We start from the raw sequence: 17341 nt of genomic DNA on the forward strand, positions 1-17341 counted from the left end.
CGGTTCCCAGAGGTGCTACTCCATGCCAATCTCCATTCAAGAACACAGAAAGGCCGAATTCTTGAAACTGCAGCACCGTAAGAAAAATGGGGGCATAGGAAGTCCCCGTCTAGTGTGTTCTTTTGGGCCAATTAACTCGTCTTGGACCTGAAAAATGACAGTATGATACCTTACAAACCGACGATCTTGAGGCTTCATTGTTCTCCCGCCCTTGGAGCACGCGGACATTTGTATGGCGAGTAATTCTCAATCCACGTCCACCATCTCCCCTGAACTCGTCGAGGCGCACTTGCAGCAGCTTCTGACCAGTGCCCAATTCGCACACGGTCGTCGTTGCCCTACATTTTTGAAATATGTCGTAGAAAGAACTCTTGAAGGTAGAGCCGAGTATTTGAAAGAACGTACCATCGGCATCGAGGCCTTCGGTCGTTCGCCCGAATACGACATGAATCTCGATCCCATTGTGAGGGTCACTGCCGGAGAAGTCCGCAAACGTCTGTCGCAGTACTATTACGAAACTGCGTCACAGACCGGGTTGCGCATCGAATTGCGCTCCGGCACCTATGTGCCTGATTTCAAGTTTATTGCCAGCCCCGACATGGAGTGTCGAGATTCTCTGGCTTGTGAATCTTCTCAGATTCCCGAAAACGGTGCCGAAGTAGCTTCAGCCCGCATCGAACCTATCGCGCATAGCTTCCTCCGTCCCCTAACGATCTGGATAGCTTCTGGCTGTGCATTGGCCATTATCATCGCAATCGCAGTTTCCACGTGGCTGCGCGCCGACTCGGCCTTTGATACGTTCTGGAAGCCAGTGGTTAAGAGTGCCAACCCAATCTTGATCTGTATCGGTTCCTTGGGGTTGCCAAACATTCAGCAGAGTGCCAATCTGCCGCCGCGGGAATCGACTGTTACCGAGCATCCTCGTTCAACTGATCCCTTGGCTACAACCGATGTTGCGGCCATGAGCGGCATCCAGCGGGTTCTTTTCGCCAATTCCAAACAGGCCAATATACAGTCTTCTCCGATTACTACCTTTTCCGATTTGCAAAAGGGGCCTGTAGTCCTAATCGCCGGGTTGGATAACTCCTGGACGATGCGATTGAGTGCCGGTTTGCGCTACCATTTCGTACAAACCAGTCCCGATGTTATTGACATTCAGGATCGAACCGACCCAGAACACAAACATTGGTCGGTCAATATCAGAGCACCCTTTGTAGGGATCAACCACGATTATGGATTGGTGGCTCGTTTTTACGACTCTACCATTGACCAGACCGTGGTGTTAGCAGCTGGAATTGCTGAGAATGGAACACTGGCAGCAAGCGAATTTCTCTCCGATAGAAAATATCTGGAATCCGCTCAGCATGACGGCATACTTCCGCGACACTATAAAAATATGGAAGCTGTGATTGAAACGGAAACTATAGAGGGAAGGGGAGGTCCACCGCGCATTCTCGCTGTGTACACATGGTAGTTTTCAAGAGAAGTCACGCGTCGTTCTATGCTAAGTTTTCCGAAGGATTAGTTGACGAATAAGTTAGGTAAAGTCCCTTTCCATTCAAAAATCAGAACGGAAAGGGACTTATTATTTTACTTCTCGTTCAGCAGGCGATAGACGTGATTGACGATCATCAAGTCTTCTGCAGGCGGAATGACGCGAACAGTGACGGGAGAGCCGTCCTTGCTGATCAGCGCTTCGCCGCGGCAGTCGTTGCGCTTGGGATCGATCACGATGCCCAGGGCTTCCAGGCCGGTGCAGATGTCCAAACGGGCTTGAATGTCGTTTTCTCCGATACCACCGGTGAAGACCAACATATCCAATCCGCCGAGGATGGCCATGAAACCGCCAATCCACTTCTTGATGGTGTGAGCGAATTTGTCCACTGCCAGCTTGGCACGTGGGTCACCCTTTTCAACTGCTTCGCGAAGCCCGCGCATGTCGTTGGTCAATCCTGACATGCCCAACAGACCGGACTGTTTTGAAGCAATCTTCTCCAGCTTGTCGGCATCGCCGCCGATGTCACGCAGGATATAAATCAGGACACCAGGATCGATGTCACCCGTGCGGGTACCGGAGATGATGCCGCCGGTGGGCGTGAGGCCCATGGAGGTATCGATACACTTTCCGTCCTTGATTGCACTGATGCTGGCCCCGTTACCGAGGTGAGCGACGATCAGGCGGGATGGGACCTTGGGCTGGAGCTGATGAACGATGGATTCGTAGGAGATGCCGTGTGCGCCGTAACGCTTGATTCCCTGCTTTACATACTCTTCCGGAATCGGCATGTGCGACGCAACTTCCGGCATCGTGCGATGGAAGTAAGTGTCGTAACAGACAAAATTCGGAATACCGGGGAAGAGCTCTTCCGCTTCACGCATGATGAAGACGGCAATCGGCGTGTGTAACGGTGCAAAAGCCGTGCAGCGCTCCATCTCGTCGATGATCTCGTGCGTGATGCGCTGGTTGATCATCAGGTTCGGACCACCGGAAACCATGCGGTGCCCGATTGCTGCTGGGTAGGGGAACGGCGGCTGCTTGAGAGCATCTGCTACCAGGCGAAATGCGACATCGCGGTTAGGAAGAGCCGGCTCTTCGTCGCGAAGCTTCTTGCCTGTCGCGTCCTTGATCCAGAACTTGCCAAGATCCGTGCCAATGCCGTCAACGGCACCCTCAAAGAGCTTGGTCCGCTCTGTATCGGAAGCCATATAAAGAGAAAATTTGATCGATGAAGATCCGCTATTCAGTACAAGTACAGGTATTTGTTGCATCAGTCCTCTAGCTATGCCGCTTATTCAAGATAGATTTCCATAGAAGCGGTGCAGCTCAAGACCGCACCGCTTCTATGGGGCAAATCGTTAGAAATTCCACTTCCAATCTCTGACTTCAGGCATATCTTCACCGTGTTCAGAGACGTAGAGCTTATGGCGTTGAATTGCTTCAGAGAAGCGCTGTTGCGCCTCGTCCATTAGATTGCGGAGGCGTGGTACGCGCCGAATGACGTCGAGAGAAAGCTGGAATCTGTCGATGTTGTTTAGCACGCACATATCGAACGGAGTTGTTGTTGTGCCCTCTTCCTTATAACCACGGATGTGCAGATTGCTGTGATTGCGACGCCGATACGTGAACCGGTGAATGAGCATCGGGTAACCGTGGAAGGCAAAGATAACAGGCTTATTGGTCGTGAACAGTTCGTCGAACTCTTCGTCCGGCAATCCGTGTGGATGCTCGGCAATCGGTTGCAACGTCATGAGGTCGACTACATTGATTACGCGGATGCGAAGGTCCGGCACCTGCTCTCTCAGCAGAGAGACGGCAGCCAGAGTTTCCAGAGTCGGAATATCGCCGCAGCATGCCATGACTACATCGGGATCTTCTCCGTCGTAGGTTGATGCCCATTTCCAGATTCCCAGACCGGCAGCACAGTGCTTTTCCGCTTCATCCATGTTCATCCACACCTGTTGCGGCTGTTTCCCGGCAATGATGAGGTTGATATAGTTGCGGCTGCGCAGGCAGTGGTCGGTTACGCACAATAGCGAGTTAGCATCGGGTGGCAGATAGATGCGAACAACATCGGCTTTCTTGTTGGCCAGATGATCGATGAATCCGGGATCCTGGTGCGAGAAGCCATTGTGGTCCTGACGCCATACGTGAGAAGTGAGCAGGTAGTTCAACGAGGAGATCGGCTTCCGCCATGGAATCTCACGGGTTGTCTTCAGCCACTTTGCATGCTGGTTGACCATAGAATCCACAATGTGGATGAACGCCTCATAGCAGGAGAAGAGTCCATGGCGTCCAGTGAGCAGGTAGCCTTCCATCCATCCCTGACACATGTGCTCGCTGAGCACTTCCATGACGCGGCCTTTGGGAGAAAGATCCTCATCGACAGGAAGAACCTTGTCCAGCCATGTTTTACCAGTCACATCGATAACCGAAGCAATGCGGTTGGAGGCTGTTTCATCAGGTCCGACGATGCGGAAGTTCTTATCTTCGAGATTGGACTTCATCACATCGCGCAGGAAGCTGCCCATAACGCGGGTTGCTTCTGCGAAGACCTGCCCTGGTCCCGGGATTTCGATCTGATATTTGCGGAAGTCAGGCATCTTGAGCGGCTGCCATAGCAGACCACCGTTTGCATGGGGATTCATACCCATACGACGACGGCCTTTGGGTGCCAGTGCTGCAAGATCGGGGCGGAACTTACCCTTTTCGTCAAAGAATTCTTCCGGATGATAGCTCTTCATCCAGTCTTCCAGAACGTGAAGATGCTCAGGCTTTTCGTGCAGCTCTGCAAAGGGAACCTGGTGCGAACGCCATGTCCCTTCTACCTGTTTGCCGTCAACAATCTTCGGTCCGGTCCATCCCTTAGGTGTCCGGAGAATCAGCATCGGCCAACGTGGACGGGACTCGTCGTTTCCTTCCCGTGCCTTCTTCTGAATCTGGGCGATGCGATCCATCATGGTATCCATAACAGCGGCCATCTTCTGATGCATGGTCGTTGGATCGTCACCTTCAAGGATGAAGGGTTCATATCCGTAGCCGCGGAAGAGGTCAATCAGTTCTTCTTCCGGAATACGTGCAAGGACTGTGGGATTGGCGATTTTATACCCATTCAGATGGAGGATGGGTAGGACGGCTCCATCCGTCTTGGGATTCAGGAACTTGTTGGAGTGCCAGCTTGTTGCCAACGGACCTGTTTCCGCTTCGCCGTCGCCTACGATACAGGCGACAACCAGATCCGGATTATCAAAGGCCGCTCCATAAGCATGAAGAAGAGAGTATCCCAGTTCTCCACCTTCATGTATGGATCCCGGAGTTTCCGGTGCTACGTGGCTGGGGACGCCGTAAGGCCAGGAGAATTGGCGGAAGAGCCGCTTGATGCCATCGCGATTCTGTTCGATGTGCGGATAAATTTCGCTGTAGGAGCCTTCCAGATAGGTGTGGGCAACAAGGCCTGGACCGCCGTGGCCGGGACCGATGATGTAAATCATATTCAGGTCGCGATCGGTAATCAGGCGGTTGAGATGAACATAAATAAAGTTCAGACCGGAAGTTGTTCCCCAGTGACCAAGGAGGCGGGGTTTTACGTCCTCAATTGTAAGGGGCCGATCCAGTAACGGATTATCTTTCAAGTAGATCTGGCCGACGGAAAGATAGTTGGACGCACGCCAATAGGCGTCCATCTTTTCCAGCAATTCTTGGCTCAATGGAGTAGTGCTCTGGCTTTCAAGTGCAGTGCTCATAGGGGTTTTCCTCGTCATGAGTGTCGTAAGGGCCGTGTTTAGCCTAGTCTTCGCGTTATACGGGTAGCCGTGACATTGATCACATAGTGGCCGCGCTCATCTTACGAGATGAGAAGAGCCGCTTGAATATACGGATGCTACGGCATTTCGAATGATGAAAAGATTAAGAAACAATTGGAAGTCAGCTGGTCTAGACAATCGTTTCGATAGCTGAGACAAACAGCGGAGAATGGCTCTGTCCTGTGCTTTTTCAATGAACCACAATGTGTGACGATTTGAGTCTACCTTGTTCATCGGCAAGATACTTGGAATAAGAAAGCGTACGATTCACCTCGAACCGCACGCTCCTTTTGGTGTCACAAAAATTAAATATTTGAAAAGCGAACAAATAGAGCAAATCCGATGTGTCTTTAGCTCGATGCCAGCTCGCGTGCTCGTTCTGTTGCGCGCATAACGGCTTTGATGAGGGTAACGCGGAGTCCGCCTTCCTCAATTTCAAGCAAACCATCGACGGTGCAGCCTGCAGGAGTTGTGACGGCATCCTTTAACAATGCCGGATGATATCCGGTCTCCAATACCATCTTTGCAGCTCCGTAGGTTGTTTGAGCGGCCAGGAGAGTGGCCACATCGCGAGGCAGCCCGACCTTCACACCTGCTTCAGCCAATGCTTCCAAGATGATGTAAATATAGGCAGGTCCCGAACCTGAGAGCCCTGTTACGGCATCCATATGCTTCTCATCTACAACAACGGATTTGCCAACAGTTTCGAAGATGCGGGATGCCAGCTGCATCTGCTGATCTGTTACATAACGTCCCCGGCAGAGTGCTGCAACTCCGGCTCCTAGCATGGAAGGAGTATTGGGCATGGCACGGATCACAGGAATAGAAATACCTGCAGCTTCTTCGATGGCATTCGTTTTTACCGAGGCGGCAAAGGAGATCAATGTTTTCTTTGTCGTTAAGGCTGGACGAATAGTTTCGATGAGCGTGGGAACCTGGTAAGGTTTCACTCCCAAAAGAATGACATCGGCAGTTTCGGCGCTTGCCAAATTGTTCGTACTTACCTGGATACCCCATTGCGAGGAGAGCGCTTGAGCACGTTCCTCGTGGGCCACAGTAGCCGATAGCTGATGGGGTGCGAACAATTGCTGTTTCAAGAAAGCCTGCAGCAAAATTCCACCCATCTTCCCCGCACCTAATACGGAAACACGGAGTTTGCCGATATTCGTAACTGCATCTGTATCACTCATGAAAGAATTTTTCCTTTGCCCTGCACTTTCTAGACTAGTACGTTTGCGATCTTCGCAATGGAGCCGGATCTGTATTCTCATCGATATACAACAAAGGAATGCAGATCCGGATTCTCAAAAACGAACCATTAATAGTTTAGTGTGCGGGCTGTTGTTGCGAAATCCATTGATTGATTCGCTGCTCAAGAATATCCAGAGGCAGAGCTCCGGAATCGAGAACCTGATCGTGGAAGGAGCGAATATCGAACTTTGGGCCAAGAGCTTTTTGTGCCCGATCCCGTAATTCGAGGAGCTTCAACTGTCCGATCTTATAGCCGAGAGCTTGTCCGGGCCATGCAATGTAGCGGTCGACCTCAGATTGCACGTTGGTGTCGTCAATGGAGGAGTGTTCATGGAAGAAATCCACCATCTGCTGTCGCGACCAGTGTTTGGCATGTACGCCCGTGTCAACGACGAGGCGGATAGCACGCCAAATATCGGCTTCGAGCCGGCCATAGTCCGAGTACGGATCTTGATAAAAGCCGACATCCTTCCCCAAGCGTTCTGAGTAGAGGCCCCAACCTTCGGTGTACGCAGTGTAATAGGTATAGTTGCGGAAGGCCGGCAGACCATTAATCTCCTGCGCGATGGAAATCTGGAGGTGGTGGCCCGGGATGCCTTCGTGATAAGCGATGGCTTCTGCTGATACCAGGGAGCGTTGCGTCACGTTATAGGTGTTGATATTGATGCGGCCGGGGCGTGAACCATCTGCTGTTCCGCGTTCATAGTAGGCTGCCGCCTGATCTTTTTCCATATACGCAGGAACAGCCACAACTTCCAGCGGAGCTTTCGGCAAGCGTCCAAATAATTCGGGCAACTTGGGCTTCATTCCATCCACGTAGTGTTGATATGTCGAGAGTAGTTGTTCCTTCGACTGACCATGCAGCTTGGGGTTTTGAGCAATTGCTGCCTGCATGGCTTTCAAATCCTTGAAGCCTAGCTTTTGGGCGATAGCAAGCATTTCTGCTTCGTCTTTGCGAACTTCATCGAGTCCGATCTGATGTATCTGGTCGGGTGTGAGATCGGTTGTGGTGCTCTGCTTTGCTCGAAATGCGTAATAGGTATTCCCATCGGAGAGGGCCCAAACGCCAGGTTCGGTGCGTCCTGCCGGAATGTATTGTGCAGAAAGGAAACGCGCAAATCGCTGGTAGGCAGGCAAGACCAGCTTTCCGATGGCATCCAGTGTTTGTTTGCGAATTCGCTCCTGTTCAGCGCTGGAGATCGACGATGGGAATTTTCGTAGCGGCTGCGCAAAGGGTGTGTCTTCAGGCTTCTGCGCGGCTATGGCAGTTGTCTGTGCCAGTACCTTTTCCAGAAGATACTTCGGAGGTACACGCTTGTCATCGATACCAATCGACATGTTGTAGGAGATCTGAGAGAAGGCCGTGGGTATCTTCTTCAAGCGTTCGATCCAATCGTCGTAGTCCTTGACCGTATCGAAACTTAGCTGATTTACGAGTTGCGGCATTTCAAGATGGAATCCGGTGAATTGATTAACCGGCATCTCCCAGGGCTTAAACTGCGCTTCCTTCTGTTGTTCCGCCAAATCCCGAACCATCAGCTCCTTACTGAGCTGTTCCTGTTCGGTCAGGTCTGAGGTATCGATCGATCCCAGACGAATCAGGAAAGCGCGACCACGCTGCAGATCGTCGTTATAAGCCTGCACCGAGTAGTCGCTGAGCTGGTCGTTATAGCGCTTATCTCCGATGGACGAAGCGAATTCCGGAGAATGTTTCAGCCGGTCCTGCCAGATGTCGTTCAGAACCGTATTAAGACTCTTGCGGCGCTCCTCCACCGTTTGCGCGAAGCCGATAGAGGAGGTGGCCAAGGTGGCGGCGAGTACAAAAGCAGCGAATTTTCTCATGATCGTTATTCAAGGAGAGTTTACAGGAGGGAAGGCTGAGATGTGTTGAGCCACCTCCTTCTGCGGAGATGGCCCAGTATCCCTTGTTAGAGAATCGAACGAGTTACGCCACCGTCGACGCGTAACGCTGCACCATTTGTTGCCGAGCTACGCGGACTGGCCACATAAGCAACCAGGTTGGCTACCTCCTCTGTTGTGGCAAAGCGCTTCAGCAGGGAAGAAGGGCGGGCTGTGCGGAAGAACTCTGTCTCCATCTCTTCGGGAGTCTTCTTCTCCTGTTTCGCCATTGATTCGACAAAGGTCTCCACTCCTTCCGATTTGGTAGGTCCCGGAAGAATGCTGTTGACGGTGACTCCGGTTCCTGCAACAGATTCGGCGATACCGCGAGCGACAGATAATTGCGCGGTTTTTGTCATGCCGTAGTGAACCATCTCTACCGGAATCTGCACGGCCGACTCACTGGATATGAACAGAATGCGTCCCCAATTCTGTTTGAGCATCGCTGGAAGATAGAGCCGGGAGAGCCTGATACCGGAGAGGACATTGATATTGAAGAAACGGAGCCATTCTTCGTCATCAATCTCGAGAAATGACTTGATTTCAAAGATACCGAGATTGTTCACCAGAATATCTACGGTTGGAAGCTGTTGAACGAGTTGTGCCGCTCCTTCAGCGGAAGCTAAATCGAGGGCGTATCCCTCTACTTTGGCACCGGGCAGCTCGTTTTTGATCTTCTCGATGGCTTGTTGTACCCGGCCTTGCGTACGGCCGTTAACGAAGACTTGGGCTCCCTCCGCTGCGAGGGCCTTTGCGATTGCAAAGCCGATGCCCGCGGTAGATCCGGTTACAAGGGCTCTTTTTCCAGAAAGCTGTAAATCCATGGACACTCCAGGGAAAGAAATAGTGTTCCACTCGCACTTTTATATGCAGGCTGCGCCAACAGTGAGAAGCACGAGTGACTTACCTTTGGATTCGGTCGATCAGGATGGGATGCAAGCTCTCTTGGAAGCACAAGGTCGCAAATACGAAAGCCCCTCCGCAAAGGGAAGGGCTTTCGCGATCAAACGCTTTAGATCTGGCTAGAAGTGGAGAGTAGAATCTCCCGCCAGCATCCGATAGAGAGTCGAACGGCTGATTCCCAATAAGCTGGCAGCACGGAGCTTGTTTCCCCTGGTCAGGGCCAGAACCCGGGCAACATGGCGGCGTACGGCTCCTTCCAGTGAAAGGTCCTCTGCCGGTTGAGGTTTCTCTGCCTGGATCGTTGCTGCAGCCGCAGGCGTAAGCGGAAGGTCTATTGCGCGAATCCACTGCCCTTCAATCTCCAGACAGGCTGCTTCCAGAACACTGGAAAGCTCGCGGATATTGCCTGGCCACGGGTGCGTCAGAAGGCGCGAGAGAGCGCCCGGACCTAAACCGCGTACTTGCTTGGAATACTTCTGCGAGAACTGTCCGACAAATAACTGCGACAGCGGACCAATCTCTTCCCGGCGTTCCCGTAATGGAGGAATGGCGAATCGAACTGCCGTCAAGCGGTATGCCAGATCGGGCAAGAAACTTCCTTGTGCAACCAAGCGCCGTAACGGACGATTGCTGGCAACGATCAATTGGATAGCCTGATTGGTTCCAGACTCCATGATTCGTTTCGTTGCACGCAACAGAAGGTGTTGCTCTTCTACTGAGAGGAGGTCGATACCTTCCAGGTAGAGCATTCCCGCCTGGATGTTATCTGTTTCAGCAGCTGTTTCCATCAGCCATTCGCGAGCATCCCTCTTGACCATGGAATGTGCGGAAGCAGGTCCCCGCTGGTGTAACAAAGACGCCAATAGTGTTTTCCCAGTACCAGGTTCTCCTTCCATGGTTGCAATGCGAAGATGCGGAGCCGCGCACTCAACTTGGACCAGGAGCCGCCGCATGGCATGGCTAATGGCTATGACACCCGCCGGAGGTGGATCTAGCGACGCAGGGGGAATGGCAGGTGTGCCAAATCGTTCGGGATAAGTTATCTGTTCCTGAGAGCCATGGACCACTGGAAGCTATGCCTCACTCAGATTCGATCACGGAGCTTGTATACAGACCACTCCTTAAGCAGGAGTATCGGCAGAAGGATGTAAAGCTTTAAAAAGCTTTAAAGAAAGGAACCGTGTTTGCCACGATTGTTAAGAAATATCAAAATCCCGGACTCTTTTCCCGGCTAGATGCGGGCAGAATGCCAAAGTTATTTTTCACTTTTTGGCTAAAGGGACGAAAGCAAGAGAGGCCATCCCGTTCGGGAATGGCCTCATGAATTGCTAGTCCAATTACTTTGACTGGTACAAATCCTCTCTAGATGGTTGGACGAACACGTCCGGAAGCCTGATCGGAGGCAATTGCTCCGTCCCTAATGTGGACGATCCGATGGGCAAATTCGGCGATGTCGGGTTCGTGAGTTACCAGGACAATTGTGTTTCCCTTTGCATGCAGCTCATCGAAGAGACTCATGATTTCGTCTCCAGTCTTGGAGTCGAGGTTGCCGGTAGGCTCGTCAGCCAGAATGATTGACGGACGATTAATGAGGGCTCGAGCAATGGCAACACGCTGGCGCTGTCCTCCGGAAAGCTCGTTGGGCTTATGGTGCATGCGGTCTTCCAGATTTACATTGCGCAATGCAAGCTTGGCCCGCTCGATTCTTTCCTCAGCTGGGGTTCCGTTGTAGATCAAAGGCAACTCGACATTGTGCAGTGCTGTGGCACGAGCAAGCAGGTTAAAGGTCTGGAAAACGAAGCCAATCTCTTTATTACGAATGCGGGCTAGCTCATCGTCGTCGAGATCGCTCACCAGATGGCCATTCAGCCAATACTTACCCTTGCTGGGGGTGTCGAGGCAGCCAATCAGATTCATTAATGTCGACTTGCCCGAGCCAGAAGGTCCCATGATGGCGACGTACTCATTGTGCCGGATGTGCAGAGAGACGCCACGCAAAGCGTGAACCTGCTGTTCGGAGCCCATGTCATAAGTCTTCCAAAGGTCTTCGACGACGATCACTTCATCTTGCGATGGTGCAGCAGTCTCATTAAGCAGGGCGGTTGTAGTCATTTCAGATGCCATCAGGGTACTCCCGTTCAACTCTCATGATGAAGCATGAAGAGTTCTTTATTGAAAGGTGGGGTTTTAACGAAAACGCCACACCTCTCAAAATACGTATTTTTTACCTTTTTAGTTCCGGGCCATTTAGAGGGTCCTGAAATCTGGATTTCAGAGGACCCTACCGACTCTAGCTGGCATTCGCTGGCGGAGTAACCGGAGTCGTATCTCGTTTGACGCGAGATCCGGCTTTTAGTGTTCGCAGTGTCTTGAAGGGACCGGTTACAAGTTCGTCTCCTTCTTTGAGGCCGCTGGTTACTTCGATGTCGGTTGCTCCGGTAATGCCGGTCGTGACCGGTACAAATGTTGTAACCAGTTTGCTCTTTTCCGAGCGGACTACAAATACACCCTGCACCTTCTGTTCGGAAGCTTTTGTTCCAGTTGTGGTAGCAGAGGCTTGCTTCAATTGTGCTTTTTTATCGCCACCGGCATCCGGAGCCTGCATCGTTAGTGCCTGAATCGGAATCGTCAGCACGCTATCTTTGTGCGCTGTCGTGATCTTTGCAGTGGTAGAAAGCCCAGGGCGCAGAGCATCGTCGGGATTGTCCAGGGTAATCTCCACTTTGAAGTCCTTGGCTTCCTCTGTTCCTGTTGTGCTCTGGCTGGTAGCGATACCGGTTGAACGTAGAATCGCTTGATCACCGACCAGTGTGACGTGGCCTTTAAAGACTCGACCGGGCAACGCATCGACTGTGACATCCGCCGATTGACCCAGCTTGATGTTGACGATATCGGTTTCGTCTACCTTTACCTCGGCGGTAATGACCGACATGTCCGCCAGAGTCATCAAGGTAGAACCCTGAGCGTTCTGAATGCCGGTAACGACGGTTTCACCCTCACGAACCGGAAGGTTGGTTACGATTCCGTCGAAGGGGGCATTGGAGACGGTCTTGTTAAGAGAATCGACATTGCTGCGCAGGTTGGCCACTGCGGAATCAAGATGGCCGTGTGCCGACGCCGTATTTGCTTTTGACTGGGCCAATGCTGCATCAGTTTGTTGCAGTGTAGCCACAGCTAAGTCATAGGCGGCTTTCTTAGCGTCGTAATCCTGCTTGGAGATCAATTTTTCGGTATAGAGTCCCTTTGCACGCTGGAAGTCGAGCTGTTTCTGCTCAAGATCTGCTTTGGAATGTTGCACATTGGCAGCAGCAGTCTTTTCTGCAGCGATATAGGAGCTGATATCTGTTTTGGAAGCCGCAATGGTGGCCTTCTGGGCTGCGACGTTTGCCTGTGCCTGCACATTTTCCACTGTGGCAACGACTTCACCCTTCTTTACCTTGTCTCCCTCTTTGACGTAGAGGTGCGTAATACGGCCGAAAGCCGTAGCTCCAAGGTTGACGTAGGTCTTCGGCTTGATCTGACCTGTGCCGCTCACAACGGACGTAACGTCCTGGCGAACTACCTTTCCAGTCAATACCTTCGTGTAACCAGACTGCGCGCGAACAATCGAAATTACGACAATCAGGGCGAGAACAAGAACGACGCCTGAGCCAATCAGAATTTTTTTCATGCGTATCGTGTAGCCTTTGAAGAACTCATGGGCCAGTGTACGCAAAGATTGCTTTCAGAGTTCCCAAAAAGCAGTTTTGCATGAGAAATTATCGATTTAGTCACGTCTAAGGGTTGGTGGGTTTCATTGGCTGCGGGCAGAAAGAGTCTTTCGTCCTGGACAGAGTCGGGAATTACGATTGTGAAATAGGTAAAACCGCTGCTTGCTTCCCCTCTGGACAGACCGTAGAATCTTTAAGAATTGTTAAGGGGTATCCGGAAATTTATGTCAAACGGTCGTCTTTCCTTATTACTTGCGATCGGTATGGGGTTAATCGCTGCCTCTGTGCCCTGTGTATCAGCGTGGGCGCAAGCTGCCCCTGCTGAGAATCAGGAGGTCGATCCGTTAAAGCGCGAGATTAGTGATCAAGAGAAATTCAAGCGCAACAAGGAACTCCGCCAAGAGTTGAAGGGTGCTTATAAGACCTGGCTCGATCAGGATGTCCATTGGATCATCACCGATCAAGAGGCCAAAGCCTTCAAAAGCTTGAGCAACGATGAAGAGCGTGATGCCTTTATCGAAGCCTTCTGGCAGCGTAGAAATCCGAATCCCGACTCACCCGAAAACGAATATCGGGAAGAGCACTATCGCCGCATCGCCTATGCGAACGAGCACTATGCTGCGGGCAAACCGGGTTGGAAGACCGACCGCGGTCATATTTATATTTCCTTCGGAAAACCGGATAGCATCGATTCCCATCCGAGTGGTGGCAGCTATCAGCGCCCCATGGAAGAAGGCGGCGGCGAGACAGCAACCTTCCCATTTGAAACTTGGCACTACCGGTATCTGGAAGGCATCGGCGACAACATCGACATCGAATTTGTGGATAGCTGCATGTGCGGCGACTACCACATGACCCTTGACCGTTCTGAAAAGGATGCTCTGCTCCACGTTCCAAATGCTGGACTCACCATGTATGAGCAGATGGGGCAGGCCAGCAAGGCAGATCGTTTCAAAGGTGGACTGGAAGCTCTGGGTACCGGCCCGATGGCAACTCAGCAGCAGAGCAAGCAGTTCGACCGCTTAGAACAATACGCTAAGCTGCAGGCTCCTCCGGTCATCAAGTTTAAGGATCTTCAGCTGGAATCTTTCCTGTCGGAGCATAAGCTCCTCACCGGCCCAATCTTCCCATTCGACGTTCGAACCGATTATGTGAAGGTCACGGATGACACAGTGCTGGTGCCGATCACAATCCAGATCCGTAATCGCGATGTCACCTTCAATACCAAGGATGGTGTATCGAAGGGCGTGGTGAACCTCATCGGGCGTGTTGCTACCATCACCGGCAAAGTCGTACAGACTTTTGAGGACACGGTTCAGGTTCAGCAGCCGGCAGAGCTTCTGCCTAAAGTTCTCGATGGCCAGAATGTCTATTGGAAGGCATTGCCGCTTCGTCCCGGCCGGTACCGTGTGGATATTGGCATTAAGGACGTCAACAATCCCGATCACGTTGGCCGTTGGGGACAGGGAATCATGGTTCCCAAGTATGATGACGAGAAGCTTTCGGCCTCATCTTTGATTTTGGCCGACAAAATGGAGCGGGTCCCCTCGAAAGAGATTGGAACTGGTAACTTCATCATAGGAAATACCTTTATCCGTCCTCGGGTGGGTACAAATGCCCTGACGCCGGTAATCTTCCATCGCAATCAGAACCTCAATTTCTGGATGCAGATATACAATTTGGGTATCGACGAGAAGACGAAGACCAATTCTGCGACTGTGACGTACCAGATCGTAGATGAGGGCTCGAATAAAATGATTCTCGACACAGCGGAAGACAGCAAGAAGTTGGGTGCTAATTCCGATCAGCTGACGCTGGAAAAGAGCCTCCCGTTAGCAGGTTTGCAACCGGGCAAGTACAAGGTAACGATTAAGGTGAGCGACGCCATCACAAAACAAGAAATAGGCCAGTCGGCACCTTTCGTAGTAGATTAGACAGTCCGGGGAAGGCCAGCAGCCGTAGAGTTGTATTGCCTGAAGGTTTGGTTGTTGCATTAGTAAGCCTAGCCAGTGAACATAATGGGCAAGTTGGGCAGTGAGTAATTTTTTCCCAAAACTCGGATCGGCGTTCGTTCTTTGTGTTGTAGTCGGTGTTGTGTCCGCGCATGCGGTGACGGTGACTTCCGTCTCCGGCGTGGTGAAGGACACGCACGGCACCCCTCAGGTAGGTGCTCTAGTAGAGTTATTGCGCGGCGATTCAAGGGTCGTTGCCAGCGTCTTTACTGACGGAACCGGTCACTACACCATTGCTCACATCCAACCAGGAGTTTACGGATTGAAGGCTGCAGGAGCGGCCTTCTTGCCGTCGTTACGGCGAAATCTTGCGATCAAGAGCCGTACGGTAGTCAATGTCACATTGACCACGATCTTTGAAGCGGCACAATGGCTGCCCGCTCAAAAGCGCTCCTCTGATGAATCGGCGGATGACTGGACCTGGACCCTGCGTTCTGCTTCGAACAGACCTCTCCTGCGCATGCTGGAAGACGGTCCTGTACTGATCACGGCGGATGGCGGCAATAAGCAGGATCAACCAGTAAAGGTTCGTTTGACCTCGGCAACCGGCTCTCGCCAGTTCGGAAAAGGCTCGCTTCACAATACGTTTGAAGTTGGCCATGCGAGTTCCGATAGCAAGCGTGCTACTGTTTTTCGCGGAGACCTTTATCAGGGTGGAAATACAGCATTCCAGGCTGCGTTGGGATATCGCCAGGACTTGACTCCCGATCAGACACTTCGAACGGTTGTAGCCGCAGCCGATCATCCACAAATTCGTGGTACAGATTCTCAAACGCAGTTGAGCACGCTGGTGATGCGCAGCTCTGAGATGCTGAAGCTGATGAATCGGATAACGGCCGAGGCCGGAAGCGAGTTCGATGCGATCCGCTCCGATAATGCCCGTATCGAAAGTCATCCTTTTGCTTCTGTTTCCTGGCAAGCAGGGCGTCAGCAGATCAGTTACCGGTTCTCGACTCTAAGAAACTTCAAGCGTGCCCAAGATGCCTCAAGCGGAGATGGTGGACTGCTATCTCAGATGGCTGAACGGGATGGCCGACTGACCATCGAGCACGGGCTGCATCAGGAAGTTGGTGTTTCCCGGCAAACAGACCGTGGCGGAATTGAGGTTGTGGTTTATAAAGACCATCTCCTGAATCCAGTCGTAAACGGCACCGGTAAACTTTCGGCAGATGTCTTGAACGAAGGAAATGCTCTTTACGATAGCGCGAATGGGATGTTCCGGATTACCGGCCCCAGCTACGATTCCACCGGCGTGGTTCTGAATGCGCAGTATCGTTTGAGCCGGGATACCTGGATTGCCTTTAACTTGGCCGAAGGAAATGCTTTAGCTTTCTCGGCGGATGGCAAACAGATCAGTCTGCAAGAGGCAGCAAAAGAGATTCGGGCGAACAGATCGCAGATGTATGCCGTTTCTGTGAATGGCAAGATGGCCTCTACTGGAACCGCATGGCGGGCCAGCTATCGTTGGCAGCCCGATGACACGGTGACAGCGGTTGCTGCTTTTAACGGTAGCGATTTCACCAGCCCATTCCTCACTCTGTATATTCGGCAGCCATTGCGTTGCATCCACATCCTGCCGAATGGCATTGAGGCACAGGTTGATGTCCGTAACCTGCTGGCTGAGGGATATCGTCCCTTCCGAAGTGCACAAGACGGCAGTCTCTACTTTGCTCAGGCCGAACGCTCTATTCAGGGCGGTTTATCCTTCACCTTCTAGTCTTCTTTTGCTGTCCTGAGGAAATGATTCGGGCAGCGTTTTCACGTCTCGCTATTTCCATAAGAGGGAAGGTAGTACGCCTATTGAGCTGATTTGCAGCACATTCCGATCAGAAGCAGAGCCATAGCCGTGGCTGCAATCCGCGGTACCTCTAGGTTCGAGGAGAAACCTGCGCCGATTGAACACTTCTGCGGGATTTGTGTTATATTTTTGAAAGAGCGAGAGAGGATCTCCTCTTGTGCTGATCAGCGGTTTTCTGCAGGTCGCACCCGCAATACAAATCTTCCTGGACGCGTAGCTCAACTGGCAGAGCATTCGACTCTTAATCGACAGGTTGTAGGTTCGATTCCTACCGCGTCCACCAATGATCCAACCCATTTTTAATACTTCTCTAGCGTGCAATAGCGGCCCATGCTTGAATGCACGAATACGGTGGGTTTCACCTCATAGGATGTTTGCGCATACAGAGGTTTCGAAACTCTCACCCTCCTGTCTATTCCACCGTTCAATACAACGTTTTAGCGACCAGTTCCTTATGGAACAACCGT

Annotated in this window: 11 protein-coding genes and 1 tRNA gene; 4 read left to right on the forward strand and 8 right to left on the reverse strand. The window is 51.9% G+C overall.

Features of this window, described 5'->3' with window-relative positions; translation table 11 throughout:
* The first annotated feature begins 232 nt into the window (after positions 1-232).
* Positions 233-1474, forward strand: a complete 1242-nt coding sequence (locus tag AC6I7T_RS20430) for a hypothetical protein (protein ID WP_497789406.1) — start codon at positions 233-235, stop codon at positions 1472-1474.
* Between the two features lie 116 nt (positions 1475-1590).
* Here the strand turns inward: AC6I7T_RS20430 and AC6I7T_RS20435 are convergent, their stop codons facing one another.
* The 8 genes from AC6I7T_RS20435 to AC6I7T_RS20470 all read right to left on the reverse strand — a co-directional run bounded on the left by AC6I7T_RS20435 (position 1591) and on the right by AC6I7T_RS20470 (position 13024).
* A complete protein-coding gene (locus tag AC6I7T_RS20435) occupies positions 1591-2769 on the reverse strand; it encodes an acetate/propionate family kinase (protein ID WP_497789407.1) in 1179 nt (392 codons plus the stop codon).
* Positions 2770-2856: 87 nt separating this feature from the next.
* Positions 2857-5241 (reverse strand): phosphoketolase family protein, encoded by a 2385-nt coding sequence (locus AC6I7T_RS20440; RefSeq protein ID WP_497789409.1) that lies wholly within the window; start codon positions 5239-5241, stop codon positions 2857-2859.
* A 410-nt stretch (positions 5242-5651) separates the two neighbouring features.
* Complete coding sequence (gene proC, locus AC6I7T_RS20445; protein ID WP_497789410.1) at positions 5652-6491, reverse strand: pyrroline-5-carboxylate reductase; 840 nt, start codon at positions 6489-6491, stop codon at positions 5652-5654.
* Positions 6492-6627: 136 nt separating this feature from the next.
* On the reverse strand, positions 6628-8394 hold the full coding sequence (locus AC6I7T_RS20450; protein ID WP_497789411.1) for a DUF885 domain-containing protein: 1767 nt from the start codon (positions 8392-8394) through the stop codon (positions 6628-6630).
* Positions 8395-8480: 86 nt separating this feature from the next.
* Positions 8481-9275, reverse strand: coding sequence for an SDR family NAD(P)-dependent oxidoreductase (locus tag AC6I7T_RS20455; RefSeq protein WP_497789412.1), 795 nt, complete (start codon positions 9273-9275; stop codon positions 8481-8483).
* Between the two features lie 198 nt (positions 9276-9473).
* Positions 9474-10421: a sigma-54-dependent transcriptional regulator gene (locus tag AC6I7T_RS20460; RefSeq protein ID WP_497789413.1), complete on the reverse strand. Its 948-nt coding sequence runs from the start codon at positions 10419-10421 to the stop codon at positions 9474-9476.
* Positions 10422-10716: 295 nt separating this feature from the next.
* A complete protein-coding gene (locus AC6I7T_RS20465) occupies positions 10717-11478 on the reverse strand; it encodes an ABC transporter ATP-binding protein (RefSeq protein ID WP_497789415.1) in 762 nt (253 codons plus the stop codon).
* A gap of 166 nt (positions 11479-11644) precedes the next feature.
* Entirely contained in the window at positions 11645-13024 is a 1380-nt protein-coding gene (locus tag AC6I7T_RS20470; protein WP_497789417.1) for an efflux RND transporter periplasmic adaptor subunit, read from the reverse strand.
* 264 nt (positions 13025-13288) lie between these two features.
* Between AC6I7T_RS20470 and AC6I7T_RS20475 the strand changes: the two genes are divergently transcribed.
* The 3 genes from AC6I7T_RS20475 to AC6I7T_RS20485 all read left to right on the forward strand — a co-directional run bounded on the left by AC6I7T_RS20475 (position 13289) and on the right by AC6I7T_RS20485 (position 17157).
* Positions 13289-14998, forward strand: coding sequence for a GWxTD domain-containing protein (locus AC6I7T_RS20475; protein WP_497789418.1), 1710 nt, complete (start codon positions 13289-13291; stop codon positions 14996-14998).
* A 100-nt stretch (positions 14999-15098) separates the two neighbouring features.
* Complete coding sequence (locus AC6I7T_RS20480) at positions 15099-16793, forward strand: carboxypeptidase-like regulatory domain-containing protein (RefSeq protein WP_497789420.1); 1695 nt, start codon at positions 15099-15101, stop codon at positions 16791-16793.
* A 288-nt stretch (positions 16794-17081) separates the two neighbouring features.
* A tRNA-Lys gene (locus tag AC6I7T_RS20485) sits at positions 17082-17157 on the forward strand.
* The last annotated feature ends 184 nt before the right edge of the window (positions 17158-17341 follow it).

Source organism: Humiphilus diazotrophicus (assembly GCF_059726315.1).

Excerpts from the sequence above, each read along its gene's own strand:
- AC6I7T_RS20430 (WP_497789406.1), top strand. The coding sequence starts at position 233 with ATGGCGAGTAATTCTCAATCCACGTCCACCATCTCCCCTGAACTCGTC.
- AC6I7T_RS20435 (WP_497789407.1), bottom strand. The coding sequence starts at position 2,769 with ATGCAACAAATACCTGTACTTGTACTGAATAGCGGATCTTCATCGATC.
- AC6I7T_RS20440 (WP_497789409.1), bottom strand. The coding sequence starts at position 5,241 with ATGAGCACTGCACTTGAAAGCCAGAGCACTACTCCATTGAGCCAAGAA.
- proC (WP_497789410.1), bottom strand. The coding sequence starts at position 6,491 with ATGAGTGATACAGATGCAGTTACGAATATCGGCAAACTCCGTGTTTCC.
- AC6I7T_RS20450 (WP_497789411.1), bottom strand. The coding sequence starts at position 8,394 with ATGAGAAAATTCGCTGCTTTTGTACTCGCCGCCACCTTGGCCACCTCC.
- AC6I7T_RS20455 (WP_497789412.1), bottom strand. The coding sequence starts at position 9,275 with ATGGATTTACAGCTTTCTGGAAAAAGAGCCCTTGTAACCGGATCTACC.
- AC6I7T_RS20465 (WP_497789415.1), bottom strand. The coding sequence starts at position 11,478 with ATGGCATCTGAAATGACTACAACCGCCCTGCTTAATGAGACTGCTGCA.
- AC6I7T_RS20470 (WP_497789417.1), bottom strand. The coding sequence starts at position 13,024 with ATGAAAAAAATTCTGATTGGCTCAGGCGTCGTTCTTGTTCTCGCCCTG.
- AC6I7T_RS20475 (WP_497789418.1), top strand. The coding sequence starts at position 13,289 with ATGTCAAACGGTCGTCTTTCCTTATTACTTGCGATCGGTATGGGGTTA.